Consider the following 23,745-nt stretch of genomic DNA (forward strand, 5'->3'; position numbering starts at 1 on the left):
TGGGCGTGGAACTCTCGTTATGGCACTTTCCGTTAAAACACTTTTGGGGGCAGCAGCGTTTTGGGTGGCCGCAAGCGCTGCCCAGGCCCAAACCCTCACCCTCGACTCAGCCCTGCAAGCCGCGTTCGCCAACAATCCTGATTTGGCTGCCGCGCAATGGGAAATCGACATCGCCCAAGGCGGTCGTCAACAGGCGGGCTTGATCCCCAACCCGGTGGCGTCCTGGGATGCCGAAGACACTCGCCGCAACTCGCGTACCACCTCCATCAAACTCAGCCAGACCCTGGAGCTCGGTGGCAAGCGCGGCGCGCGCATCGACGTGGCCACACGCGCACAGGACGCCGCCGCGCTGGCCCTGGAACAGCGTCGCAACGGCCTGCGCGCTGACGTGATCGACAGCTATTACGGCGCCCTGCGCGCCCAGGAACGCCTCGACCTGGCGCAACGCTCAATGGCCTTGGCCGAGCGCGGCCTGGTGGTCGCCAACGGCCGAGTCAAGGCGGGCAAGTCCTCGCCGGTGGAAGCCACGCGTGCCCAGGTGCAGGTGTCGGAGATTCGCCTGGAGTTGAACCGCGCGCAAATCGGCTTAAGCGATGCATATCGTCGCCTTGCCGCCAGTACCGGCAGCGCCACACCCGACTTCCAGGCCGTGGCCACGCAAAGCCAATCCGCACCGCCGTTGCCGGCCTCCGCGCAATTGCTGGCGCGGCTTGAGCAAACCACCGAACTGCGCCTGGCCGAGCTGCAGATTGTTCAAAGCGAAGCCAGCGTGGGCCTGGAAAAGGCCCAGCGGATTCCCGACCTCGATGTGTCGATTGGCAGCCAGTACGACGCCAGCGTGCGTGAGCGCGTGAACCTGGTGGGCGTGTCGATGCCGATTCCGCTGTTCAACCGCAACCAGGGCAATGTGCTCGCTGCCAGCCGTCGCGCCGACCAGGCCCGCGACCTGCGCAATGCCGTCGAACTGCGCCTGCGCACCGAAACGCGCCAGGCCCTGGACCTGTGGCAAACCGCGAATACCGAAGTGCGCACCTTCAACCAGCAAATCCTGCCCGCCGCCCAGAGCGCGGTGGACAGCGCCACCCGTGGTTTCGAGATGGGCAAGTTCAGCTTCCTCGACGTGCTCGACGCCCAGCGCACTTTGATCGCAGCCCGCACCCAATACCTCACGGCGACCGCCCAGGCCACCGACGCCTGGGTGCGCATCGAACGGATTTACGGCGACCTCGCCCGTTTTTGATTTTTCTGGAGTCTTTTATGAAGCATAAACACGGTGTGGCGCTCGCCGTCGCCCTGGGCCTGATGCTGTCTGGTTTTGCACGGGCCGACGAAGAGGAAGGCACACTCGAGCTTACCGAGCAGCAGATCCAGGCCGCCGGTATTCAACTCGCCAAGGCCCAACCGCGCTCGATCAGCACGCTGCTGACGCTGCCGGGCGAAGTGCGATTCGACGAGGACCGCACCTCGCATATCGTCCCGCGCGCGGGCGGTGTGGTGGAGTCGGTGAAGGTCAACCTCGGCCAGTCAGTGAAAAAAGGCGAGCTGTTGGCGGTGATTTCCAGCCAGCAGATTTCCGACCAGCGCAGCGAGCTGGCAGCCAGTGCGCGCCGCGTCGAATTGGCGCGCACCACCTTCCAGCGCGAGCGCCAATTGTGGAAGGACGAGATCTCCGCCGAGCAGGATTACCTGCTGGCGCGCCAGACCTTGCAAGAGGCCGAAATTGCCCTGAACAACGCCCGTCAGAAGATGACCGCACTCAGCGGCAGCGCAGTATTGGTGGGTGGCAATCGTTATGAACTGCGCGCGCCGTTCGCCGGCGTTGTGGTGGAAAAACACCTGGGCGTCGGTGAAGTGGTCGGCGAAACCAGCAACGCGTTCACGCTCTCGGATTTGTCCCAAGTGTGGGTCACCTTCGGCGTGTTTCCCAAGGATTTGAACAAGGTGCGCGTCGGTAAACCGGTAAAAGTCAGCTCCACGGAAATGGGCACCGAAGTGCTCGGCACCGTGGCTTACGTCGGCAACTTGCTCGGCGAGCAGACGCGCACTGCCACCGTGCGCGTGACCGTGCCGAACCCCGACGACGCGTGGCGCCCAGGGCTGTTTGTCACTGTGCAACTGGCCACCGACACCTACCAGGCCAAGGTCACCGTCCCGCAAACCGCGATCCAGACCGTCGAGGACAAACCCTCGGTGTTCGTACGCACTGCGGACGGTTTCATCACCCGCCATCTCGAACTGGGTGTGAGTGAAAACGGCTACGTCGAGGTGCGCAAAGGTCTCGACGCCGGGGCACAAGTGGCGACCGAAGGCAGCTTCATCCTCAAGTCCGAACTGGGTAAAGGCTCGGCCGAGCACGCCCATTGATCCTGCGAGTGATTCCCCATGTTTGAGCGCCTTATCCAATTCGCCATCGAGCAGCGCATCATCGTGCTGCTGGCGGTGCTGTTGATGGCCGGTGTCGGCATCGCCAGCTATCAGAAGTTGCCCATCGACGCGGTGCCTGACATCACCAACGTGCAGGTGCAGATCAACTCGGCGGCGGCTGGTTTTTCGCCGCTGGAAACGGAACAGCGCATTACCTTTCCGATAGAAACGGCCATGGCCGGCTTGCCGGGTTTGCAGCAGACGCGTTCGTTGTCGCGCTCCGGTTTGTCCCAGGTGACGGTGATCTTCAAAGACGGCACCGACCTGTTCTTCGCCCGCCAGTTGGTCAACGAGCGCCTGCAAGTGGCGCGCGAGCAATTGCCTACGGGTATCGAAACCGCGATGGGGCCGATTTCCACCGGCCTCGGGGAAATTTTCCTATGGACTGTCGAAGCGGAAGACGGCGCACTCAAGGACGACGGCACGCCTTACACACCGACGGACCTGCGCGTCATTCAGGATTGGATCATCAAGCCGCAACTGCGCAACGTGCCGGGCGTGGCCGAGATCAACACCATTGGCGGCTTTGCCAAGGAATACCAGATCGCCCCGGACCCAAAACGCCTGGCGGCCTACAACCTGACGTTGACCGATTTAGTCACGGCGCTTGAGCGTAACAACGCCAACGTCGGTGCCGGTTATATCGAGCGCAGCGGCGAGCAACTGTTGATTCGCGCACCAGGGCAAGTGGCGTCGATAGATGACATCGCCAACATCGTAATCACCACCTCAGGCGGCACACCCATCCGCGTGCGCAACGTGGCGCAGGTCGAGATCGGCCGTGAGTTGCGCACCGGCGCCGCCACCGAAAATGGCCGCGAAGTGGTGCTGGGCACGGTGTTCATGTTGATTGGTGAAAACAGCCGAACCGTGTCCCTGGCGGTGGCGAAAAAACTTGAAGAGATCAACCGCTCGTTGCCTGAAGGCGTGGTGGCCGTCACCGTCTACGACCGCACCAACCTGGTGGAAAAAGCCATCGCCACGGTGAAGAAAAACCTCTTCGAAGGCGCGTTGCTGGTGGTCGCGGTGCTGTTCCTGTTCCTGGGCAATATCCGCGCGGCGTTGATCACGGCGATGGTGATTCCCCTGGCAATGTTGTTCACCTTTACCGGGATGTTCACCAACAAAGTCAGCGCCAACCTTATGAGCCTGGGCGCGTTGGACTTCGGGATTATTGTCGACGGCGCGGTGGTGATCGTCGAAAACGCCATTCGCCGCCTGGCCCATGCGCAGCAACGCCATGGCCGCCTGCTGACGCGCAGCGAGCGCCTGCACGAAGTGTTCGCCGCCGCCAAGGAAGCGCGGCGCGCGTTGATTTACGGGCAATTGATCATCATGGTGGTGTACCTGCCGATCTTCGCCCTCACCGGTGTGGCTGGGAAGATGTTCCACCCCATGGCGTTCACCGTGGTCATCGCCTTGCTCGGCGCGATGATTCTGTCGGTGACGTTCGTGCCGGCCGCGATCGCGCTGTTCGTCACCGGCAAGGTCAAGGAAGAAGAAAACCTGGTAATGCGCACCGCACGCCGCACCTATGCGCCGGTGCTTGATTGGGTGATGACGCGCCGTCCACTGGTGTTCGGCCTTGCGGTGCTGACCATTGTCGCCTCTGGGGCAGTGGCCAGTCGTATGGGCAGTGAATTTATCCCCAGCCTCAGCGAAGGTGACTTTGCCCAACAGGCCTTGCGCGTGCCCGGCACCAGCCTGACGCAATCGGTGCAGATGCAACAGCAGTTGGAAAAAACCTTGATGGCCCAGGTGCCGGAAATCGAGCGGGTCTTCGCACGGACCGGCACTGCGGAAATCGCTTCCGACCCGATGCCGCCGAATATTTCCGACAGCTATGTGATGCTTAAACCGAAGGACCAATGGCCGGATCCGAAAAAATCCCGCGAGGCTTTGATCGAAGATATCCAGCGTGCCAGTGCGATTGTGCCGGGCAGTGCGTATGAACTGTCGCAACCGATCCAGCTGCGTTTCAACGAGCTGATTTCCGGGGTGCGCAGTGACGTGGCAGTGAAGGTATTTGGCGACGACATGGCGGTGCTCAACAAGACCGCCGGAGAAATCGCCGAGACCCTGCAAAAGCTTGAGGGCGCTTCGGAAGTGAAGGTCGAGCAGACCTCCGGGCTGCCGGTGCTGACCATCAATATCGACCGCGACAAGGCCGCGCGTTTTGGCCTGAATGTGGGCGATGTGCAAGACACCATTGCCGTCGCGGTCGGTGGGCGCCAGGCCGGTACGTTGTACGAAGGCGACCGGCGCTTTGACATGGTCGTGCGGTTGTCCGACGCGCTGCGCACTGATATCGACGGGTTGTCGCGGTTGTTGATTCCGGTGCCGGCGCTGGCCAGTAGCGCGTCGGGGCAGTTGGGCTTTATTGCCTTGTCCCAGGTCGCCAGTCTGGATCTGGTGCTTGGCCCCAACCAGATCAGCCGCGAGAACGGTAAGCGCTTGGTGATCGTCAGCGCCAACGTACGCGGGCGAGATATCGGTTCGTTCGTTGACGAAGCCGAGGCGGCCATCAGCACCCAGGTGAAGGTGCCGGCGGGTTACTGGACCACTTGGGGCGGCCAGTTCGAACAGCTGAAGGAAGCCTCCGAGCGTTTGCGCATTGTGGTGCCGGTGGCGTTGCTGCTGGTGTTCGGGCTGCTGTTCATGATGTTCAACAACCTCAAGGACGGCCTGCTGGTGTTTACCGGGATTCCCTTCGCGTTGACCGGTGGGATCATGGCGCTGTGGCTGCGGGATATTCCGCTGTCGATCTCGGCGGGCGTGGGCTTTATCGCGCTGTCCGGCGTGGCGGTGCTGAACGGCCTGGTGATGATTGCCTTTATCCGCAACCTGCGTGAGGAAGGGCGCCTGTTGTCGGTGGCCGTCAACGAAGGCGCACTCACGCGTTTGCGCCCGGTATTGATGACCGCATTGGTGGCATCGCTGGGGTTTATCCCCATGGCGTTGGCCACCGGCACCGGCGCCGAGGTGCAGCGGCCGTTGGCGACGGTGGTGATCGGCGGGATTATTTCTTCTACGTTGCTCACGTTGCTGGTACTGCCGGCGCTGTATCAATGGGCGCATCGCAAGGAGGAATAAGGCGGGCGCGGTACTGAAATCCCAGGAATCAACTGTGGGAGCTGTCGAGCTTCAGCGAGGCTGCGAAAGCGGTGGTTCAGGCGATACTTCTATTGGCTGTGCCGCCGTCTTCGCGGCCTCGCTGAAGCTCGACGGCTCCCACATGGATCTGCTTGAGTTTGAAGTACCTGGCAGGCTGCACACATCACACAGTGGGCGCATCGCAAGGAGGAATGAGGCGGGTGCGGTACTGAAATCCCGGAGATCAACTGTGGGAGCTGTCGAGCTTTAGCGAGGCTGCGAAAGCGGTGGTTCAGTCGGCACTTCTATTGGCTGTGCCGCCGCCTTCGCGGCCTCGCTGAAGCTCGACGGCTCCCACATGGATCTGCTTGAGTTTGAAGTACCTGGCAGGCTGCACACATCACACAGTGGGCGCATCGCAAGGAGGAATGAGGCGGACGCGGTACTGAAATCCCAGGGATCAACTGTGGGAGCTGTCGAGCTTCAGCGAGGCTGCGAAAGTGGTGGTTCAGTCGATACTTCTATTGGCTGTGCAGCCGCCTTCGCGGCCTCGCTGAAGCTCGACGGCTCCCACATTGATCTGCTTGAGTTTGAAGTACCTAGGCAGCGACTTGAGGAAACACCAGGCGAAACAAGGTGAAACCACCTGGCAGGCTGCGCACATCGGCTTGCCCCTGGTGCAGGGTCATGATCGACCGCACGATGGCCAGGCCCAGCCCGGTGCCGCCCTCGGTGCGGGCGCGGCTGCTGTCTACACGGTAGAAACGTTCGAACAGGTGCGGCAGGTGTTGCGCTTCGATTCCTGGCCCGGGGTTGCTGACGGACAGCGACACGTGGTTGCCGTAGGCCTCTACCAACAGCGAAATATGCGAACCCGCGGGGCTATGGCGGATCGCGTTGGACAGCAGGTTCGACAAGGCACGTTGGATCATCAGGCGATCACCGTGCACCTGGGCATCGCCACTGAGGGTCAGGGTCAGTTGTTTGTCTTCGGCGCTCAGTGCGAACAGGTCCATCACCCGGTTAGCTTCCTCCATTAACGACACGGCGACGAACGACGCCCGTGCCGCCGGGTGGCTGACCTGGGCCAGAAACAGCATGTCGGAGACGATGCGCGCCAGGCGCTCCAGCTCTTCGGTGTTGGATTCCAACACCGCTTTGTATGCTTCTGGCGGGCGCTGGCGCGACAGCGTCACTTGGGCCTTGCCCATCAGATTGGTCAGCGGCGCGCGCAGTTCGTGGGCGAGGTCGTCGGAAAATTGCGACAGCTGCTGTACGCCCGCATCCAGGCGGTCGAGCATCACGTTGAAGCCGTGCGCCAACTCGCCCAGTTCCTTGGGCAGGTTGTCGACGGACAAGCGATGGGTCAGGTCCTGGGTGGTGACTTTGGCCGCCACACCGCTGAACTGTTTCAACGGCGCCAGCCCACGCTGCACCAGCCACCAGGCGCCCATGCCGATCAATATCAAGAGCATGGGCAACGCGATGACTGTGGCGCGAAGATAGGCACTGAGCAGTGCCTGGTCGTCCATCCGGTCCAGGGACAGCAGCACGCGTACGCGTTCGCCGCTGGCCAGGCGCATCAGGCTGGAAGCGCTGAGTACTTGGTTACCATTGCTGTCGGCCCAGTTGAGGTAACCGAGGGTTTCGCGCGGTGTGAAGTCTGTCAGCAGCGGTTCCTGCGGTTTGGCCCCGGCGCTGAGTAACACGCTGTCATCGGGGGCTGTGCCGACGATGGTCAGGTAGAAGTTGTCATGGCCGATCACCAAGTCCATCAGCGCGTGCGGGCGAGCTCGGATAGCGCTGGCATCCAAGCCCTGTGACAGACTGTGCTGGATCTGTTCCATCTTGCTCTCCAGGCCCTTGCGCGCGAGTTTTTCCAGCTCGTGGGTCAGCGCCAGGTAGGCGAGGGTGGCCAGCAACAGCACCAGGCCTGCGCCCATCACGCTGACCGTCAGCCCCAGGCGCATCGACAAACTGCTGGCTTTCATTGACGCGCCTCCAGCACATATCCCACACCGCGAATGGTGTGGATCAGCTTGACCTCACTCTGGTCATCCACCTTGGCGCGCAGGCGGCTGATAGACACTTCCACCACGTTGGTGTCGCAGTCGAAATTCATGTCCCACACCAGCGAAATAATTTGCGTACGGGTCAGCACTTCACCGGTCTGGCGCATCAGCACCTGCAGCAGCGCGAATTCCTTGGTGGTCAGGTCGATACGCCGGGTACCGCGGTACGCGCGATGGCGGCGTGGGTCCAGCTCCAGGTCCTGCACGCGGAATACGTCCGGCTGTGGGATATGTTCGCTGCGGCGCAACAGCGTGCGCACCCGCGCGAGCAGCTCGGGAAATTCGAAGGGTTTGACCAGGTAATCATCGGCGCCCATGTCCAGGCCCTTGATCTTGTCGGCCAGCCGGCCGCGGGCAGTCAGCATCATGACGCGTTGGCTGCCATTGCGGCGCAATTGCTCCAGCACTTCCCAGCCATCCTTGCCTGGCAGGTTGACGTCGAGGATGACCAGCTCATAGGCGTGCTGCCCGGCCAGGTGCAGGCCGTCGATACCGTTGGACGCACAGTCGACCACATAACCACTTTCATTCAGGCCTTGCTGCAGGTAGTCGGCGGTTTTTTGCTCGTCCTCAACTACAAGGATACGCATGGGGATTTACCTTTTTCGGGTGAGAGAAGGGCGCCATTTCCTTATGGAATAGGGTGTCTTGGGAGTAGGAAAAGTCTGAAGTGTGAAGTAGCTTCAGGGTCAACTGCGACCATTGGTCGCGATTAAGCCGGCGCGCAAAAAAAACGCCCCAGAGGGGCGTTAAAAAATCATCTCTTTCCAAAGGAGCTCCGAAAAAGCTTCAGAGATGAATGTTGCTCGGTGTAAAAAAGTTTGAGCGAGTATAGGAAGCTCAACTTAACGGGAAGCTGGGGCTAATATTACAGTTTTGATAGTTATCACTTTGTGAGCAAATGTTAGTTAAGGGCGAACGAATGTAAACGTTCCCGGCAATGATTATTCAGAGAGCCACCAGTGGGTATTCGGCAATCAGGCGAACTTCCTCCAGGTCCGATTCGAAAGCACTCGAGCGAACGGTTGCCTGGCGCAACCGCAACGACAAATCCTTCAGGTTGCCACTTTGCACCACGTACTTGGCCTCGAAGTTTCGCTCCCAGCGGCGTTGGTCCGTCAGCGGGTTACCCGCCGAATCGCGGCGCATATACACAGCGTTCGAGTTGCTGTAGTCGGCGCCGCTGCCTTTTGCGTAACGGGTCATGAATGACAGGCCGGGAACACCGAAGGCTTGCATGTCCAAGTCATAGCGTGCCATCCACGAGCGTTCCTTGGGCGAGTTGAAGTCGCTGTACTGGATGGAGTTGTTGAGGAAAATCGAGTCCGATTGACGCAGGTAATCGAAGTCGTCATCACCGTTGTTACGCTGGTGCGACACGGCCAGGCTGTGGGCGCCGACCTTGACCCCAAGCCGCGCGCTCCAGATGTTGTTATCGAATTGCCCCAGCAGCTTTTTGCCCTCGTCCACGGCCTTGTAATAGTTGAAGTCGCCGAACAACGACACGTCGTCATTCAGCGGGTAACTGGCGGCACTGCCGAAATAGTACTGGTCCCAGGCGTCCTTCAGGCGGCTGCTGTACAGGCTGACACTGAGGTGTTTATTGACGCTGTATTCACCGCCGAAATAGCCGGCCCAGGGCGAATCGACCTTGCCCGCATAGAAGGTCGCAAAGCCCTTGTTCATGCCGCTTTCGCTGGGCTGGCTCATGCCGCTCAGGCGTCCGCCCTGAACGCTCAAGCCCTCAATGCTGGTGTTCTGTGCGGTGACGCCGCGAAAACTTTCCGGCAATAAACGCGAGTCACCGGCGGCCACCACCGGCGTGGCCGGGAACACGTCGCCGGCCTTGATGACGGTGTCCAACACACGCAATTTCGCGGCGCCGCCGAACTTGCTGTAGCCACTTTCAGGGTGATTGTCGCTGTCTACCGGCAATACGCCAAACGAGCCCTTGCCGCCGCTGCGGCCGGTGCCCGAGTCGAGTTTCAGGCCGTACATGGCAAACGCATCCAGGCCAAATCCCACGGTGCCTTGAGTAAACCCGGATTCGAATTTACCGATCAAACCCTGCGCCCAGGCTTCCGAATAGCCATTGCCGGTAGGGCTGGATTGGCCCTTGCGGTCGTCGCGGTTGAAGTAAAAGTTGCGCGCCAGCACGTTCACGCTGCTGCCTTCGATAAAGCCTTCAGGTTTGTTTTCCACGGCGACGGCTGCCAGTGGCAGTGCGGCAATCAGTGAAAAGGGAAGGGTGTAGTAAGCAATGTTCATGTTTCGCTCCTGGGGGTTGGCAGTTTTCAGCTTCTTATAGGGTGGGCGTTCTTATTGATCTGGCCCGGGCTGATAGTTGCAAACGGCGGATAACGGTTAGGTGGCGTCAACATTACAATTCTGGAAACTCACGCCCACCTAACAGATAAGTAATGTTTTAGTGAACATTGCGACAGGGTCGGTTGATTAGTCTCGTTACTGAACTTTTCAATCGAGGAAACTGTTATGAACGCTTTTAAAATCGGCTTGGGTGTATTAGCGGCAGTCTTGTCATTCGGTGCTTTGGCAGAAGGCGGCGGGGATCGCACCTTTGCCCTGATGATGGAGCGCAATGAAAAAGCCATGGCGGCCTACGCCGAAAGAAAGGGCAAACCGATGCCTGAGGTTCAGGCCTACCGCTACGGCATGAAGCTGGACATTGCCAAAGTCGTCAACGTGACGCCGCCGATCCGTTCGTGCAACCCGGTGCCGTCGCGCATGACTTATGAAGACTCCAGCGGCAAGCTCAATACCCTTGAGTATCAAGTGATGGGCGTGTGCAAAAATAACGGTGGTTAATGGATCCAAGAAAACAGTTGGCCCGGCGTGAAAAAACGCTTCAGAAAACGCCGACAGCGCCGATGCAGGTCAGATCCACCTCCCCAAATGACCATCGGTGCCCAATGTTCAACACCCGTTTGAAGCAGGAGCTGTCGGCTCTTCGCGAAGAGTTGTCCAGCTTGCAACAGGTCAAGGAGAGCCTGGAAAGCGAAATGCTGTGCCTGACGCTGGACGCCGATGGCCGGGTGGAGTGGGCGAACGCCAACTTCCTGCAAGAACTGTCGTACCAGGCCAGCAACATTCTGGGGCGTCACATTGATGACCTGGTGCCGACACACCTGCGCCAGGACGCGTTTCAACTGCGCTTCAAGAATGCCCTGGTGCGCGGCGAACACTTCGCCGGCACCGTGCGGCTGATGCGTGGCAACGGCAAGGAGGCGTGGCTGCGCTCGATCCTGCAACCGGTGCGCACTTCGAACGGGCGCATCAAGCATTTTTCGATCTACTCCAGCGACCTCACTCGCACCATCGAGGCGTCGCGCGAGCATGAAAACCTGATCACCGCGCTGGTGCGTTCCACGGCGGTCATCGAGTTCGACCTTGGCGGGCATGTGTTGACCGCCAATGACCGCTTCCTCGGTGGCATGGGTTACAGCCTGGCGCAGATTCAGGGCAAACATCACCGCATGTTCTGCGAGCCGGAGGAATACAACAGCGCCGAGTACCAGCAGTTCTGGAAGCGTTTGAACGCCGGTGAATTTGTTGCGGCGCGCTTCAAGCGGGTCGATAGCCATGGCCGCGTGGTGTGGCTCGAGGCGACCTACAACCCGGTGCTGGATGCCAACGATCGGCTGTACAAAGTGGTCAAGTTCGCCACCGTGATCACCGACCAGGTCAATCAGGAACAGGCCGTGGCCGAAGCCGCCAACATCGCCTACAGCACCTCGCTGCACACCGACAACAGTGCCCAGCGCGGCACCGCTGTGGTGACGCAGGCGGTGGATGTCATGCGTGACCTGGCCAAGCACATGCAGCAGGCCGGCGACGGAATCGAGGCGCTGAACGCCCAGTCCCAAGTGATTGGCACCATCGTCAAGACCATCAGCGGCATCGCCGAGCAGACCAACTTGCTCGCGCTTAACGCGGCCATTGAGGCCGCGCGTGCGGGTGAGCAAGGCCGTGGTTTTGCCGTGGTGGCCGATGAGGTGCGCCAGTTGGCATCGCGTACCAGCAAGGCCACCGAGGAAATTGTCGGTGTGGTGCGTCAGAACCAGGACATGGCCCGTGATGCGGTGAGCTTGATGACCGAGGGCCGCCAGCAAGCCGAGCATGGTTTGGCGCTGGCCGCCGAGGCGGGCACGGTGATTGTGGAGATCCAGGACGGTGCGCAAAAAGTGGTCAGCGCGGTCGGGCAGTTCGCCAATCAGCTGTCGAGCTGACCCGTCGGGCTTGTGCTTGAGGTATCGTAGGTTTTTTCTTGCTTGAAGAGCCGTCCCTCCATGAGCCCGACCCACCGTCGCCCCGTTCCGCTGTCCAAGGCCTACCGCTTGCTTAACCACGGGCCGACCGTGCTGGTGAGCGCGGCCCACGACGGCAAGCGCAATATCATGGCCGCTGCCTGGGCCATGCCGCTGGATTTCGAACCGCCGAAAGTCGCCGTGGTGCTGGACAAGGCCACCTGGACCCGCCAACTGCTGGAAGGCGCCGGTACCTTCGTGCTGCAAGTGCCTTGCGTGGCCCAGGCCGACCTGGTGCAGACGGTCGGCAACACCAGCGGCGCAGACACCGACAAGTTCGCCGCCTACGGCCTGCAGACATTTAACGGTGAACACACCGAAGCGCCGTTGCTGGAAGGTTGCGTGGCGTGGCTGGAATGCCGTCTGTTGCCCGAGCCTCATAACCAGCAGACCTACGATTTATTCCTCGGCGAAGTGGTCGCGGCCTATGCCGACGAACGCGTGTTCAGCGACGGGCACTGGCACTTCGAAGGCCACGATTCATTGCGCACCTTGCATCACATCGCCGGTGGGAATTTCCTCACCATCGGCGAGCCGGTGGTCGGGCGTCAGCTGTAGGTTTTACCAGCGTGCGTTTGCCAGCGCTTCGGCAAACGCCATCAGCTTCGGCGAATATTGTCGGGACGGCGGATAGACCAGCGAAATCGCCCGACTGCGCCCGGCAACGTCCTCCAGCAGCGGCACCAATCGGCCCGCAGCCAGGTCATCGCGCACGGCAAAATCCATCACCTGGGCGATGCCGAATCCCCCCACCGCGCCGTCTACCAGCGCATCGCCAATATCAAAAATCAGCCGCCCTTCGACGCTGACGTCCTGCACGTTGCCATCAATCATGAACTGCCAATCCACCATGCGCCCGCTGCGCAAATTGCGCACGGTGAGGCAGTTGTGGTCCTTGAGTTCATCAATGCTGTGCGGCGTGCCGAAACGCGCCAGGTAGGCCGGGGAAGCCACCGTGACCCAGCGCAATGGCGGCAGGGCACGGGCGATCAAGCGTTGGTCCTGGATTTCGCCGGTGCGCAGCAGCGCGTCGAAGCCTTCGTCGACGATATCCACCAGGCGGTCGGTCATCACCGCTTCGATACGCAAGTCGGGGTAGCGCAAGGTCAATTCGCCGATAACCGGCATCACTACCTTGCGCCCGAACAGCGACGGCGTGCTGATCTTCAACAGGCCGGACGGAGTGCTGCGGCGGTCGAGCATCAGTTTTTCGGCTTCGGCCAATTCCGCCAACAACGGCGCACTGCGCTCATAGAGCATCTGCCCGTCGGGCGTGAGGCTGACGCTGCGGGTATTGCGTTGCAGCAGGCGCACGCCCAGCTCGTTTTCAAGGCGCGAGATGGCGCGTGACAGCCCGGACTGCGTCAGCCCCAAGTCACCGGCGGCGCGGGTGAAGCTGCGAGTTTCGGCCACGCGGACCAGCAGTCGAACAGCGTTCAGATCCATGATTAAAGTCATTACTGAAAGAGTGATAGCGCTATTTATCATCTGTTGCGCATGAAAGACACTGGCCGCCTCTCATTTTTCAGGCAGGACGCTGTGATGTCTTCCTCTCGACCTTCCGGCTGGATGCTCTTACTGCTGGCCACCGCGCAACTGATCATCGCCCTGGATGCAACCATTGTGTTTGTTGCGTTGCCGCAAATCGGCACGCATCTGGATTTTTCCGCCCAGCAGTTGCAGTGGGTGGTCAGCGCCTACAGTGTGGCCTTTGGCGGCTTCCTGTTGCTGGGCGGGCGGGCCACGGATTTGCTCGGCAAGCGCCGGTTGTATCGGGTGGGCCAGTCGCTGTATGCGCTGGCGTCCCTGGCCGCGGTGCTCGGCGGCAGCGCGATGTTGCTGGTGCTGGCGCGAGCGGTACAAGGCGTGGGTGGAGCGATGTTGTTCCCGGCCACGTTGGCGTTGATCAACACCCACTATGCCGAAGGGCCTGCGCGTAACCGGGCGTTTGCGGTGTGGAGTGCGGCGTCGGCAGCGGGCTTGGCGTTGGGCGCATTGCTCGGCGGCGTGCTGACGCAGGTGTGGGGCTGGGAAGCGGTGTTCCTGGTGAACGTGCCGCTGGCGGGCGGTTGCGCCTGGGCGGCGCGTTACTGGATTCCTGCTGATAGCGAACGAGTGCGCGGGCGCAAATTCGATATCAGCGACGCCTTGACCGTGACGGTCGGTGGCACCTTGCTGGTGTTCTCGCTGGTGCAAGGCCCGGAGTGGGGCTGGGCGGCGCCGTTGACCCTGGGTTGCATCGCCCTGGCGGTGTTGCTGCTCGGGTTGTTCGCCTGGATCGAACATCGCGGCCGCGATCCGCTGATGCCGCTGCGCCTGTTCGCCTACCGCGAGTTGCGCATGGCCATGGTGCTGACGGCGGTGTTCATGAGCAGCTTTGGCGTGCAGTACTACTTCCTGGCGCTGTATTACCAACAGGTCTATGGCTACAGCGTGTTGCAGGCCGGGCTGGCGTTTTTGCCGGCGACTTTGGTGTGCACCTTCGGCATCTGGCTGGCGGAACGCTCGCTGCTCAAGTTGGGGTTGCGTAACACCTTGGTCAGCGGCCAACTGGCGGGCGCGGTGGGGATTGCGCTGGTGTGCTGGGCGCTGCCGACGGGTGTGGGGTTCTGGTCGTTGCTGCCGGGCATCTTCATCTTGAGCATTGGCCAGGGCATGACCTGGACGGCGATGTGGGTGGCGGCCGGGCTGGGGATTCGGCCGGGCGAGCAGGGCGTGGCAGCGGGCATGGCGTCTACCAGCCAGCAGATCGGCGGCGCATTGGGCCTGGCGGTGCTGGTGTCGGTGGCGAATGCCGGCGGGATTGAACTGGCGTTGTGGTGGAGCGCGGCGATTGCCTTGGTGGGTGCGGTGTTGGCGTTGCGGCTCAAACAACAGGCTCCAGCGTCGAGCGTGATATTGGAAACAACATAGTTCTAATGTGGGAGCTGGCTTGCCTGCGATAGCGTCGGATCAGTCTGTTTAGGAATGTCTGACAGACCGTCATCGCAGGCAAGCCAGCTCCCACATTGATTGCATTTCAAATCAGCTATTCAGCGCCCAAGCATCTTCACCCAACGCGATGGCGGCATGCCGTAGGTGCTGCGAAATTGCCGGGTCATATGGCTTTGGTCGGTGAAACCTGCAGTCAGCGCCGCATCGACCAGCGATTGGCCTTGGGCGAGCAAACTGCGCACCAAGTCCAGCCGTCGCATGGTCAGGTAACGATAGGGGCTGGTGCCAAACAGCAACCGGAAATCCCGCGACAAGGCCCAGCGATCACGACCGCAATGGTCGGCCATTTCATCCAGCGTGATGCTGCGGCCCAAGGCACTGTGGATAAATTCCCGGGCGCGTTCGGCGGCGACATAATCGAAGGATTTACGGCTGATGATCACCCCCGACGCAGCGCTCAACGCCTGCGCCAGGTCGTACAGCGCATCCTGCTCCTGCATCGGGTCAACCGGGCAGTCCAGGTTTTGCAGCAACACTTCGCTGGCGCGAAACAGGCGTGGGTCCGTCGACAGGCCGTTGTGGATAAACGGCAACGGCCTGCCGCCGAGAATCTGCTGGATCAGCGCCGGCTCCACATAAATCATGCGGTACTTGAAGCCCTCAACACTGCTGGCGCGGCCGTCGTGGGATTCGTCCGGGTGAATCACCATGGTCGTGCCGGGCAGGCTGTGAGTCATGCAGCCGCGGTAGTGGTAACTCTGCACGCCAAACAGCGTGCGCCCGATGGCGTAGGTGTCGTGGCGATGCGGGTCGAACGCAAAGCCCGCAAAGTACGCTTCGATACGGTCCAGGCCGCTGGCGTGCGGGGCGCGGTGCAGCCAGTCGAGGGTGGAAGTGGGTTGGCCCATGGTGACTTGTCACAAGTAGTGGTGGAAACACGTTAACCCAGTCTGCATCGGCCTGTCTTCCTGGGTCTTGTACGATTGTGCAGGGTGAAAGCGAGGCCTATGATCGTTGCTCGTACGTTGCGCTGACGGAGCTGCCCCTATGGATTTTTTCAACCCCGCCTATGTGGCGCCGTTGGTCTCACTGGCCGTGCTGTGGACGGTGGCAGTCGTGACACCGGGCCCCAACTTTTTCAACACCGCGCAGCTGGCGGCGAGTTGTTCGCGCCGACATGGCGTGGTGGCCTCGGCCGGCGTGGCCTGCGGCACGATTATTTGGGGGCTGGCGGGTGGTCTGGGCATCAAGTCGCTGTTCACCGCTGCGCCCATGCTCTACCTGGCATTCAAGATCATCGGCGGCTGCTACCTGATCTATCTGGGGCTGAAACTGTTCAAGCGTTCGGCCCCTGCCAGCAACCAGGCGATGTTGCCAGACGAACCCCGGCGCTCGCTGTTCTCCGCCTGGCGCTTCGGTTTGCTGGGCAACCTGTCCAACCCCAAGGCCGCGCTGTTCGTCGCCACGGCCTTTGCCTCGACCATGCCGCCTTCGCCGTCGCCAACGTTGTTGGCCCTGGCGGTCATCACCATGGCCACCTTGTCATTCAGTTGGTACACCAGCGTAGCCCTGGTGTTTTCCAGCGAGCGCATGGCCAACCTTTACAGCCGTTCACGCAAGTGGCTCGACCGGTTTGCCGGTGGTTGCTACCTGTTGTTCGGTGCACATCTGGTGGCGAATCGCTGACCGCTCATGGTAAGAAGCCTTACTTTCAACAGTGAGGCCGAGTCATGAGCAAGGTGCGGGTAGGTATTATTTTTGGTGGCCGTTCGGCCGAGCACGAAGTCTCGCTGCAATCGGCGCGCAATATCGTCGACGCACTTGACCGTTCGCGCTTCGAGCCCGTGCTGATCGGCATCGATAAGGCCGGCCACTGGCACCTCAACGACACCTCGAACTTCCTGATCAACCAGGAAAACCCGGCCCTGATCGCCCTCAACCAATCCAACCGCGAATTGGCGGTGGTGCCGGGCAAGGCCAGCCAGCAAGTGGTGGAAACCTCGGGTCAGGGCCTGCTGCAACACATCGATGTGATCTTGCCTATTGTCCACGGCACGCTCGGTGAAGACGGCTGCCTGCAGGGGTTGCTGCGTATGGCTGACTTGCCTTTCGTCGGCTCCGATGTACTCGGCTCGGCCGTGTGCATGGACAAGGACATCAGCAAACGCCTGCTGCGCGATGCCGGGATTGCCGTCACCCCGTTCATCACCCTGAACCGTCGCAATGCGGCGCGCACCTCTTTTGCCATGGCAGTGAACACGCTGGGCTTGCCGATGTTCGTCAAACCCGCCAACCAGGGTTCCTCGGTGGGCGTGAGTAAAGTCGGCAACGAGGCCGAGTACCATGCCGCCGTCGAACTGGCCTTGGGTTTTGATGAAAAGGTGCTGGTGGAATCCGCCGTGCAAGGGCGCGAAATTGAATGTGCCGTGTTGGGCAACGACAACCCCATCGCCAGCGGTTGTGGCGAGATCGTCGTCGGCAGCGGCTTTTATTCCTACGACAGCAAGTACATCGATGACCAGGCCGCCCAAGTGGTGGTGCCGGCGGATATCAGCGTCGAGGCCAGCGAGCGCATTCGCCACCTTGCCATCCAAGCGTTCGAGGTGTTGGGCTGTGCCGGGTTGGCGCGCGTCGACGTGTTCCTCACCGACGACGGTGAAGTGCTGATCAATGAAATCAACTCACTGCCCGGCTTCACTCGCATCAGCATGTACCCCAAGCTGTGGCAGGCGGCGGGGATGAGTTACAGCGAGTTGGTCAGCCGGTTGATTGAGCTGGCGCTGGAGCGGCATGCGGGGCGCAAGGGCTTGAAGATCAGTCGCTGACGTTAGCAGGTGTGAGGGTCAACCCTGTGGCGAGGGAGCTTGCTCCCGTTGGGGCGCGAAGCGCCCCCAGTCGGTTTGACGGGGGCTGTCAGGAAGGACGCGGTGATTGTTTTGGGGCTGCTTCGCAGCCCAACGCGGGGCAAGCCCGCTCGCCACGACAAGCCCGCTCGTCAAAGAGTGGAGGGGCTTCTTTAGGGTTTTCGAGCAATCCACGAATAGATCAGCGTCTTCGGCTCCGCAGGGTTATGTGTCCGCCTGCGGTAGCTGGCAAAGGTCGGTGAGGTGCAATAAGTGCACACCTCACTGACTTCGATCTGCTCACGGCCCAGCCCCGCCGCTTGCAGCAGCATCACCCCGTAACCACTCAAATCAAACCAGGCGCTTCCCGTCTGTCTTGCATGGGGCGGCGCAATCTGCGGTGACAGTTGAGGGGCCGGTTGTTCGAGGTGCCACAAGTGCCCCTGGTCCGCCTGAAACTGCGCAATAAAGCTCTCGCTTACCTCGTAACAACAGGGTTTGATCGACGGCCCGATAGCGACGTGCAACTGGTCCACGGCGATGCCCTGGGCGGCAAATTGCTGCACGGCATTGGCGATAATCCCGGCTTGCAGCCCCTTCCAGCCGCCGTGCACTGCGGCAACCATTTCGCCGTTTTTTGCAGCGATAAGCACGGGCAGGCAATCGGCGGTAATCACCGCGATGGGCTGATGCTCGCCCGTAAACACACCATCCGCCTCAACGGTATTGGTCACCTGATCCGCCTGCCACTCGATCACCGTGGCACTGTGCACCTGCTTGCAGATGAACACCTCGTCCGGTCGCAACGGGTCATTGATCGAACAAAAACCATGGTCGACGCCGGGGAGGGCGCCGAGATTGTTTGCCTGCTGCAAGGGACGCTCTCCGCTCAATAAACTCAATCGCCGACCGCTTCGCCTTCACGCCGAGGGTCGGCGCCTCCGCTCAGTGACACCTTGCCTTGGGCATCTTGCGTGCGAACGATGGCCTGAATGCCGCTGGTCATATCAATCTCGCTTAACGCGTGGCCCTTGTCCCTCAGCGCTTGCTTCACTGCGGGGCTGAACAGGCCGGCTTCCAGCTCGGTAGCACCGTTGCGGCTACCAAAGTTGGGCAGGCTGATGGCCGCTTGCGGGTCGAGGTTCCAATCAAGCATTGCAACCAAGGATTTGCTCACGTATTCGATGATCTGCGAACCGCCCGGTGAACCCACGGTTGCCAGCAACTCGCCGCTCTTGCGGTCGAACACCAGCGTCGGCGCCATGGCCGAGCGTGGGCGTTTGCCGGGCTCGACGCGGTTGGCCACCGGTTGGCCGTTTTCTTCAGGGATGAACGAGAAGTCGGTCATCTGATTGTTCAGCAAAAAGCCCTGAACCATCACGTGCGAACCGAACGCCGCTTCCACCGTGGTCGTCATCGACACGGCGCCGCCCAGGTCATCCACCGCCACCACTTGCGAGGTGGAAATGCGCAATGGCGAGCGGTCCGGGGCGTACGCTACCTGGACCCCCGCAGGTGTGCCCGGCTTGGCAATGCCCATGCTGCGCTCACCGATCAGCGCGGCGCGCTTGGCCAGGTAGTCCGGGGCGACAAGGCCGGCAGTCGGCACCGGCACGAAGTCGGCGTCGGCCACGTACAGCGCGCGGTCGGCGAACGCCAGCCGACCGGCTTCAGCGAGCATGTGCACGGCTTGCGGTGTGGGCTCAAGGCCAGCGGGTGAGGTGCTTTTTACCGGCTTCATTGGTGCGATGGCCAGGCGCGGGTCGCGGGTTTCCAGGGCCTGCAACGTGCCCAGGATCTGTGCGACGGCAATCCCGCCCGACGACGGCGGTGGCATGCCACATAGTTGGTATTGCTTGTAGTCAGTGCACAGCGGCGTGCGTTCCTTGGCGGTGTAACCCTTGAGGTCGGCCTGGGACAGGCTGCCCGCATTGCGGTTGCCCTGGACCTTGCGCGCGATCTCATCGGCAATCGGCCCTTGGTACAACGCGTCCGGCCCTTCCTTGGCGATGCGTTTGAACACGGCGGCCAGCGCCGGGTTTTTCAACAGGGTGCCGGTGGCTTTAGGCGTGCCGTCGGCATTCAGAAAATAGGCGGCCATGTCGGGTGATTGCGCGATGTACCGGTCGGCAGCAATCAGCGCGTGCAGGCGCGGGGAAATCGCAAAGCCTTGCTCCGACAAACGAATCGCCGGTTCAAACAACTTGGCCCATTGCAGGTGGCCGGTCTTCTTGTGTGCCATTTCCAACGCCCGCAAGACGCCCGGCGTGCCCACCGAACGCCCGCCAATCTGCGCTTCGGGAAACGCCATCGGCGTGCCGTCGGCTTTAAGGAACAAGCGCTCAGTCGCCCCGGCCGGCGCTGTTTCGCGGCCGTCATACGCGTGCACGTTTTTGCCATCCCACAGCATGATGAACGCGCCGCCGCCGATGCCGGAAGACTGCGGTTCCACCAGGGTCAACACGGCCTGCATGGCAATCGCCGCGTCAATGGCCGAGCCGCCCTGGCGCAGCATTTCGCGCCCGGCTTCGGCGGCCAGCGGGTTGGCGGCGGCGGCCATATGGCGCTCGGCGTGGCGGGTGCTGAGGTCGGTGCGATAACCCGACCCCAACTCCGGCGCCGGCGGTTGTTCCGTGACGGGGGCGTGACAGCCGGCCAGGGCGAGGGCTGCGGCAATCACTGACAGTTGACGGCGGGAAATCGAAAACACGCGCTGAACTCCGTTCATTTTGAGAATGATCTGTTGTCCTTGGGGTACTGCTTTTTACAGGTAAATCACGCCTTGCAGGTAGAGCACGGCATGGCCCGAAATGATCACGCGATCGCCCTTGAGTTCACAGCGCAGTTGCCCACGGCGCTTGCCGCCCTGTTCGGCGGTCAATATTGACTTGCCCAAACGCTCGGCCCAGAACGGTGCCAGCGAGGTGTGGGCGGAGCCGGTGACCGGGTCTTCATTGACGCCCACGTTGGGGCCGAACCAGCGTGAAACAAAATCAAGCCGGGTGCTTTTGGCCGTCACCGCAATCCCGCGTTTGGGCAAGCCCTTGAGGCGTGCGAAGTCCGGCGTCAGGGCGGCGATTTGAGCTTCGTCGTCAACCAATACGATGTAGTCATCAGCGGCAAACACCTCGGCGTGTTCAATCCCCAATGCGTTCAACAGGCCGCTTGGCGGCTCGCAGGGCTGGGGCTGTTTGGCCGGAAAATCCATCGCCAGTTCGTCGCCATTGCGCGTCACGCGAAGTTCGCCGCTGCGAGTGGCAAAACGCAACACTTCAGGCGCATCCGCCAGCTGGTGGATCAACACCCACGCCGCGGCCAGCGTGGCATGGCCGCACAGGTCCACTTCGACTTCGGGGGTGAACCAGCGCAACTCATAAAAATCGCCACGGGGTACGAAGTAGGCGGTTTCGGAGAGGTTGTTTTCAGCGGCGATATTTTGCAGTTGTTCGTCTGGCAGCCACTCGGTGAGCGGGCAGACGGCTGCCGGGTTGCCGCCGAAAGGCTGTTGGCTGAAAGCGTCGACTTGGTAGATATCCAATTTCATCCGGGGCACTCCGTGTAGGGGAGGCTGGACACTAACAGTGGCTCGGGGAGGCGTCAAAATACAGATACGCAGTTTTTTTGCGCGCGAACACCAAGGCCTGCTCAGCCCAGGCGCAGCAGCATCGCCCCGGCAGCAATGACACACGCGGCAATGATGCGCACGCGCGTGAGGTGTTCTTTCAGCACCCATGCCGAGATCACCACGCCGAACAAAATCGAGGTTTCGCGCAAGGCTGAAACGGTGGCGATGGGGGCGGCGGTCATGGCCCAAAGCGCCAGGCCATAGGAGGCTATCGTGCCCACGCCGCCGACGATGCCCAGGTGCCAGTTACCGGCTACGTAGTCAACGAACACCCTGCGCCGGGCTGCTAACGCCCACGCTGCGAGTGGAATACCGGTCAGCAGGAAGATCCACAGCGTGTAAGCCACCGGCGCGCCGGACTTGCGCACGCCCAGGCCATCGATAAGGGTATAACCCGCGATCACTCCTGCGTTGATCAATGCCAGGGCCAAGCCTTTGCGCGGTCCTGTTGATGGGGCTATGGCCATGCTCAAGATGCCCAGAGAAATCACCGCAATGCCGAGCCAGGCGAACGCCGACAATGACTCGGACAACACAAGCACACTCACCGTCGCCACCAGCAGCGGCGCAGTACCGCGCATGATCGGGTAGGTCTGGCTCATGTCGGCAATGCGGTATGTCGAGGCCACCAGCACGAAATACAGTACTTGGAGAATCACCGACGCACCGATGAACGGCCAGCTCTCTTTTGCCGGCAACGCCAGAAACGGGGTGGCGGCCAACGCGATCAACGAGGCGACGGAGGCGATCATGCAGGTGGTCAACAGCTTGTCGGCGCCACCTTTGACCACGGCATTCCAGGTGGCGTGCAGAGCAGCGCCGAGCAGGATGATGGCGAATACGTCGAAGCTCATGGATGGCACTCAAAGCAGCGTTGTGGTGTGTGGGCCGCTGCGAGTATGCCTGAGCACTTTTCGGCAGGCATAAAAAAACGGCCTACCTTTCGGTAAGCCGTTTTTAGTACTTGGTGGTACACAGTCATTTGAACTGACAGTATAAGGCTTTGTATTTAAAGTATTTAATGTGTTGTGTTTAAGTTGGGCATACACATAGGCATACACGCTGCGTTGTTCTGGCTACAGATATCGTCGTACTCCACTAGGTAAAGCACCGCCAGATGTTTGGTGTTTTGTTGCTATTCGGCCGGGTAGTTACTTCTTTGTCCGACCTTCTGCCGCCAGTGAGGCGAGGGCGAGGGTGATGAATCCTGCATTTTCATCCAAGGTGTCCAGTGCCCCTCGGATGTTTTGTGCCACGTCTGTAGATCCTCTTTGCTCAACCCAGTTCGACAGCTCCTCGATAGCTGCCCCCAATGCCAGTTGGTTTTCATTCATGCGCTTTAGCAGTGATGCAAGCAGTGAGACATCTACCATAGCGATCTCCAAGGGCTGCGTTCCTTTGAACCTGGCTGTAGAGCCCAAGTATCTATTGGCTCTAGAGTGTTCTCGTTTTTGAGGTGATACAGGAAAAGATGCAAGCATGGGCCATGCGTCACTCATGTCAAAGCAGTCGGGAGAGCATTTAACCCGCCGCTGGTACACCTGCGAAGCCGAATAGGGCGCTTGTGATGGGCCCCGCATAAACGATAACGGAACCTTCGCCTTCTCCCACAAGAGTCAATGGTTTTGGACGCTCGCGAGAGCAGAAACTCAATTCATCTTGGGTGATCACCACGGCTACATCTTTATCGGGCCAGCATCCCTGTACCCTCACGATGCCAGGTTTTACCACTTCGATGTCTAGCGCGACGATGCGGTTGTTCGCTGCAAAATCAGGGTTCCGGGCTTGAATTTGCTGTATGAGCCAGCGTGGAACAAAGTCCTCGGTGGCCGGTACCGTCACCCTCACTCGCCCAGCGCGATAGTCAAAGATAATGCTTTCATTCTTGGCTACTCGAACATGATTCTCTATGACTCGTAGAAGCTCCTTTCCCGATTGGTCCTGCAGCCGAATGCTTACGAGCAGTAGATCCCGATCTAGTACTCGAATCTTTAGGTGGTTTGAGTTGGATAGCTCAAACAAAGCGGCCTGATCATTTGTCGTGGTGAAGCTGATGCTGCCCGTCAGAAGCTTCAGTTCAACTCCTGGCTCAACGTATAGATGAATCGAGTTAGGGAGAGAGGCTCGAACTATGTCTTTCCATTGGTAAAGCATTTCATCGGTGATTTGGAGGTGCCCGTAGTGTGCGGCGTCATGGCACGAAGGGCAGACTGCAATCATGTCATCAGCGGTATGGGCCTTGTAGATTGCCCAATGTTTTATGTGATGGATGTGGACGCGCCAGTTAGAGCATCCAGGATTCGCACATTTACCCCCCGCTTTTTCGATCAAAATTCGTTTGAGTGCCGGCTTGATCTTCCTCTGTGCGCTGGCCATGAAATCTACTCTTTAAGGTATGGGACTAACCTAGCCTGTTTGCGCGTGCCAGA

Annotated in this window: 19 protein-coding genes and 2 pseudogenes; 10 read left to right on the plus strand and 11 right to left on the minus strand. The window is 60.6% G+C overall.

From position 1 onward, the window contains the following. The first annotated feature begins 19 nt into the window (after positions 1-19). Genes PspR76_RS03765 through PspR76_RS03775 form a run of 3 tightly spaced genes read left to right on the plus strand, consistent with a single transcriptional unit; the run spans position 20 to position 5,517 of the window. Positions 20-1,240: a TolC family protein gene (locus tag PspR76_RS03765; RefSeq protein WP_159954026.1), complete on the plus strand. Its 1,221-nt coding sequence runs from the start codon at positions 20-22 to the stop codon at positions 1,238-1,240. A 17-nt stretch (positions 1,241-1,257) separates the two neighbouring features. After that, positions 1,258-2,364, plus strand: coding sequence for an efflux RND transporter periplasmic adaptor subunit (locus PspR76_RS03770; RefSeq protein ID WP_159954027.1), 1,107 nt, complete (start codon positions 1,258-1,260; stop codon positions 2,362-2,364). A gap of 18 nt (positions 2,365-2,382) precedes the next feature. Continuing rightward, positions 2,383-5,517 (plus strand): CusA/CzcA family heavy metal efflux RND transporter, encoded by a 3,135-nt coding sequence (locus PspR76_RS03775; RefSeq protein ID WP_159954028.1) that lies wholly within the window; start codon positions 2,383-2,385, stop codon positions 5,515-5,517. A gap of 599 nt (positions 5,518-6,116) precedes the next feature. Here PspR76_RS03775 and PspR76_RS03780 read toward each other — a convergent pair. The 3 genes from PspR76_RS03780 to PspR76_RS03790 form a co-directional block, all read right to left on the minus strand. Continuing rightward, a complete protein-coding gene (locus PspR76_RS03780; protein ID WP_159954029.1) occupies positions 6,117-7,508 on the minus strand; it encodes a heavy metal sensor histidine kinase in 1,392 nt (463 codons plus the stop codon). Continuing rightward, the gene (locus PspR76_RS03785; protein ID WP_159954030.1) at positions 7,505-8,179 is read right to left on the minus strand and encodes a heavy metal response regulator transcription factor; all 675 of its coding nucleotides are present in this window, start codon (positions 8,177-8,179) and stop codon (positions 7,505-7,507) included. Before PspR76_RS03785 ends, PspR76_RS03780 begins: the two co-directional genes overlap by 4 nt. Before the next feature lie 358 nt (positions 8,180-8,537). Continuing rightward, a complete protein-coding gene (locus tag PspR76_RS03790; RefSeq protein ID WP_159954031.1) occupies positions 8,538-9,857 on the minus strand; it encodes an OprD family porin in 1,320 nt (439 codons plus the stop codon). 225 nt (positions 9,858-10,082) lie between these two features. On the opposite strand from PspR76_RS03790, the gene PspR76_RS03795 reads away from it, so the two are divergent. The 4 genes and pseudogenes from PspR76_RS03795 to PspR76_RS03805 all read left to right on the plus strand — a co-directional run bounded on the left by PspR76_RS03795 (position 10,083) and on the right by PspR76_RS03805 (position 12,472). Then, entirely contained in the window at positions 10,083-10,415 is a 333-nt protein-coding gene (locus tag PspR76_RS03795) for a DUF2790 domain-containing protein (RefSeq protein ID WP_159954032.1), read from the plus strand. A gap of 194 nt (positions 10,416-10,609) precedes the next feature. Beyond that, a pseudogene (locus tag PspR76_RS31580) lies at positions 10,610-11,296 on the plus strand (PAS domain-containing protein); the annotation flags it as partial. 111 nt (positions 11,297-11,407) lie between these two features. After that, positions 11,408-11,836: pseudogene (locus PspR76_RS31585) on the plus strand (methyl-accepting chemotaxis protein); the annotation flags it as partial. 60 nt (positions 11,837-11,896) lie between these two features. Continuing rightward, complete coding sequence (locus PspR76_RS03805; RefSeq protein ID WP_159954034.1) at positions 11,897-12,472, plus strand: flavin reductase family protein; 576 nt, start codon at positions 11,897-11,899, stop codon at positions 12,470-12,472. 3 nt (positions 12,473-12,475) lie between these two features. Here PspR76_RS03805 and PspR76_RS03810 read toward each other — a convergent pair whose 3' ends face one another. Continuing rightward, positions 12,476-13,360: a LysR family transcriptional regulator gene (locus tag PspR76_RS03810; RefSeq protein ID WP_159954035.1), complete on the minus strand. Its 885-nt coding sequence runs from the start codon at positions 13,358-13,360 to the stop codon at positions 12,476-12,478. A 123-nt stretch (positions 13,361-13,483) separates the two neighbouring features. Here PspR76_RS03810 and PspR76_RS03815 point away from each other — a divergent pair, with 123 nt between their 5' ends. After that, positions 13,484-14,827 (plus strand): MFS transporter, encoded by a 1,344-nt coding sequence (locus PspR76_RS03815; RefSeq protein WP_442966815.1) that lies wholly within the window; start codon positions 13,484-13,486, stop codon positions 14,825-14,827. 119 nt (positions 14,828-14,946) lie between these two features. Here the strand turns inward: PspR76_RS03815 and PspR76_RS03820 are convergent, their stop codons facing one another. Then, positions 14,947-15,756 carry an AraC family transcriptional regulator gene (locus PspR76_RS03820; protein ID WP_159954037.1) on the minus strand — a complete coding sequence of 270 codons (810 nt, stop codon included), beginning with the start codon at positions 15,754-15,756 and terminating at the stop codon, positions 14,947-14,949. Positions 15,757-15,895: 139 nt separating this feature from the next. Here PspR76_RS03820 and PspR76_RS03825 point away from each other — a divergent pair, with 139 nt between their 5' ends. Next, complete coding sequence (locus PspR76_RS03825) at positions 15,896-16,534, plus strand: LysE family transporter (protein ID WP_159954038.1); 639 nt, start codon at positions 15,896-15,898, stop codon at positions 16,532-16,534. A gap of 44 nt (positions 16,535-16,578) precedes the next feature. Beyond that, positions 16,579-17,673, plus strand: a complete 1,095-nt coding sequence (ddlA, locus tag PspR76_RS03830; RefSeq protein ID WP_159954039.1) for a D-alanine--D-alanine ligase — start codon at positions 16,579-16,581, stop codon at positions 17,671-17,673. A gap of 191 nt (positions 17,674-17,864) precedes the next feature. On the opposite strand, the gene pgeF is transcribed toward ddlA, so the two are convergent. From pgeF to PspR76_RS03860, 6 genes are all read right to left on the minus strand, one after another. After that, a complete protein-coding gene (pgeF, locus tag PspR76_RS03835) occupies positions 17,865-18,566 on the minus strand; it encodes a peptidoglycan editing factor PgeF (protein ID WP_159954040.1) in 702 nt (233 codons plus the stop codon). 23 nt (positions 18,567-18,589) lie between these two features. Then, positions 18,590-20,419, minus strand: coding sequence for a gamma-glutamyltransferase (gene ggt / locus PspR76_RS03840; protein WP_159954041.1), 1,830 nt, complete (start codon positions 20,417-20,419; stop codon positions 18,590-18,592). A gap of 36 nt (positions 20,420-20,455) precedes the next feature. Next, positions 20,456-21,235 carry a PhzF family phenazine biosynthesis protein gene (locus PspR76_RS03845; RefSeq protein WP_159954042.1) on the minus strand — a complete coding sequence of 260 codons (780 nt, stop codon included), beginning with the start codon at positions 21,233-21,235 and terminating at the stop codon, positions 20,456-20,458. Positions 21,236-21,336: 101 nt separating this feature from the next. After that, positions 21,337-22,170, minus strand: coding sequence for an EamA family transporter (locus tag PspR76_RS03850; protein WP_159954043.1), 834 nt, complete (start codon positions 22,168-22,170; stop codon positions 21,337-21,339). 297 nt (positions 22,171-22,467) lie between these two features. Next, positions 22,468-22,689 (minus strand): hypothetical protein, encoded by a 222-nt coding sequence (locus tag PspR76_RS03855; protein WP_159961311.1) that lies wholly within the window; start codon positions 22,687-22,689, stop codon positions 22,468-22,470. A 148-nt stretch (positions 22,690-22,837) separates the two neighbouring features. Next, positions 22,838-23,692, minus strand: a complete 855-nt coding sequence (locus tag PspR76_RS03860) for an HNH endonuclease signature motif containing protein (RefSeq protein WP_159954044.1) — start codon at positions 23,690-23,692, stop codon at positions 22,838-22,840. Positions 23,693-23,745: the final 53 nt, after the last annotated feature.

The organism is Pseudomonas sp. R76 (genome assembly GCF_009834565.1).
In the GTDB taxonomy this organism is placed as follows: domain Bacteria; phylum Pseudomonadota; class Gammaproteobacteria; order Pseudomonadales; family Pseudomonadaceae; genus Aquipseudomonas.

Excerpts from the sequence above, each read along its gene's own strand:
- PspR76_RS03765 (WP_159954026.1), top strand. The coding sequence starts at position 20 with ATGGCACTTTCCGTTAAAACACTTTTGGGGGCAGCAGCGTTTTGGGTG.
- PspR76_RS03770 (WP_159954027.1), top strand. The coding sequence starts at position 1,258 with ATGAAGCATAAACACGGTGTGGCGCTCGCCGTCGCCCTGGGCCTGATG.
- PspR76_RS03775 (WP_159954028.1), top strand. The coding sequence starts at position 2,383 with ATGTTTGAGCGCCTTATCCAATTCGCCATCGAGCAGCGCATCATCGTG.
- PspR76_RS03780 (WP_159954029.1), bottom strand. The coding sequence starts at position 7,508 with ATGAAAGCCAGCAGTTTGTCGATGCGCCTGGGGCTGACGGTCAGCGTG.
- PspR76_RS03785 (WP_159954030.1), bottom strand. The coding sequence starts at position 8,179 with ATGCGTATCCTTGTAGTTGAGGACGAGCAAAAAACCGCCGACTACCTG.
- PspR76_RS03790 (WP_159954031.1), bottom strand. The coding sequence starts at position 9,857 with ATGAACATTGCTTACTACACCCTTCCCTTTTCACTGATTGCCGCACTG.
- PspR76_RS03795 (WP_159954032.1), top strand. The coding sequence starts at position 10,083 with ATGAACGCTTTTAAAATCGGCTTGGGTGTATTAGCGGCAGTCTTGTCA.
- PspR76_RS03805 (WP_159954034.1), top strand. The coding sequence starts at position 11,897 with ATGAGCCCGACCCACCGTCGCCCCGTTCCGCTGTCCAAGGCCTACCGC.
- PspR76_RS03810 (WP_159954035.1), bottom strand. The coding sequence starts at position 13,360 with ATGGATCTGAACGCTGTTCGACTGCTGGTCCGCGTGGCCGAAACTCGC.
- PspR76_RS03815 (WP_442966815.1), top strand. The coding sequence starts at position 13,484 with ATGCTCTTACTGCTGGCCACCGCGCAACTGATCATCGCCCTGGATGCA.
- PspR76_RS03820 (WP_159954037.1), bottom strand. The coding sequence starts at position 15,756 with ATGGGCCAACCCACTTCCACCCTCGACTGGCTGCACCGCGCCCCGCAC.
- PspR76_RS03825 (WP_159954038.1), top strand. The coding sequence starts at position 15,896 with ATGGATTTTTTCAACCCCGCCTATGTGGCGCCGTTGGTCTCACTGGCC.
- ddlA (WP_159954039.1), top strand. The coding sequence starts at position 16,579 with ATGAGCAAGGTGCGGGTAGGTATTATTTTTGGTGGCCGTTCGGCCGAG.
- ggt (WP_159954041.1), bottom strand. The coding sequence starts at position 20,419 with ATGAACGGAGTTCAGCGCGTGTTTTCGATTTCCCGCCGTCAACTGTCA.
- PspR76_RS03845 (WP_159954042.1), bottom strand. The coding sequence starts at position 21,235 with ATGAAATTGGATATCTACCAAGTCGACGCTTTCAGCCAACAGCCTTTC.
- PspR76_RS03850 (WP_159954043.1), bottom strand. The coding sequence starts at position 22,170 with ATGAGCTTCGACGTATTCGCCATCATCCTGCTCGGCGCTGCTCTGCAC.
- PspR76_RS03855 (WP_159961311.1), bottom strand. The coding sequence starts at position 22,689 with ATGGTAGATGTCTCACTGCTTGCATCACTGCTAAAGCGCATGAATGAA.
- PspR76_RS03860 (WP_159954044.1), bottom strand. The coding sequence starts at position 23,692 with ATGGCCAGCGCACAGAGGAAGATCAAGCCGGCACTCAAACGAATTTTG.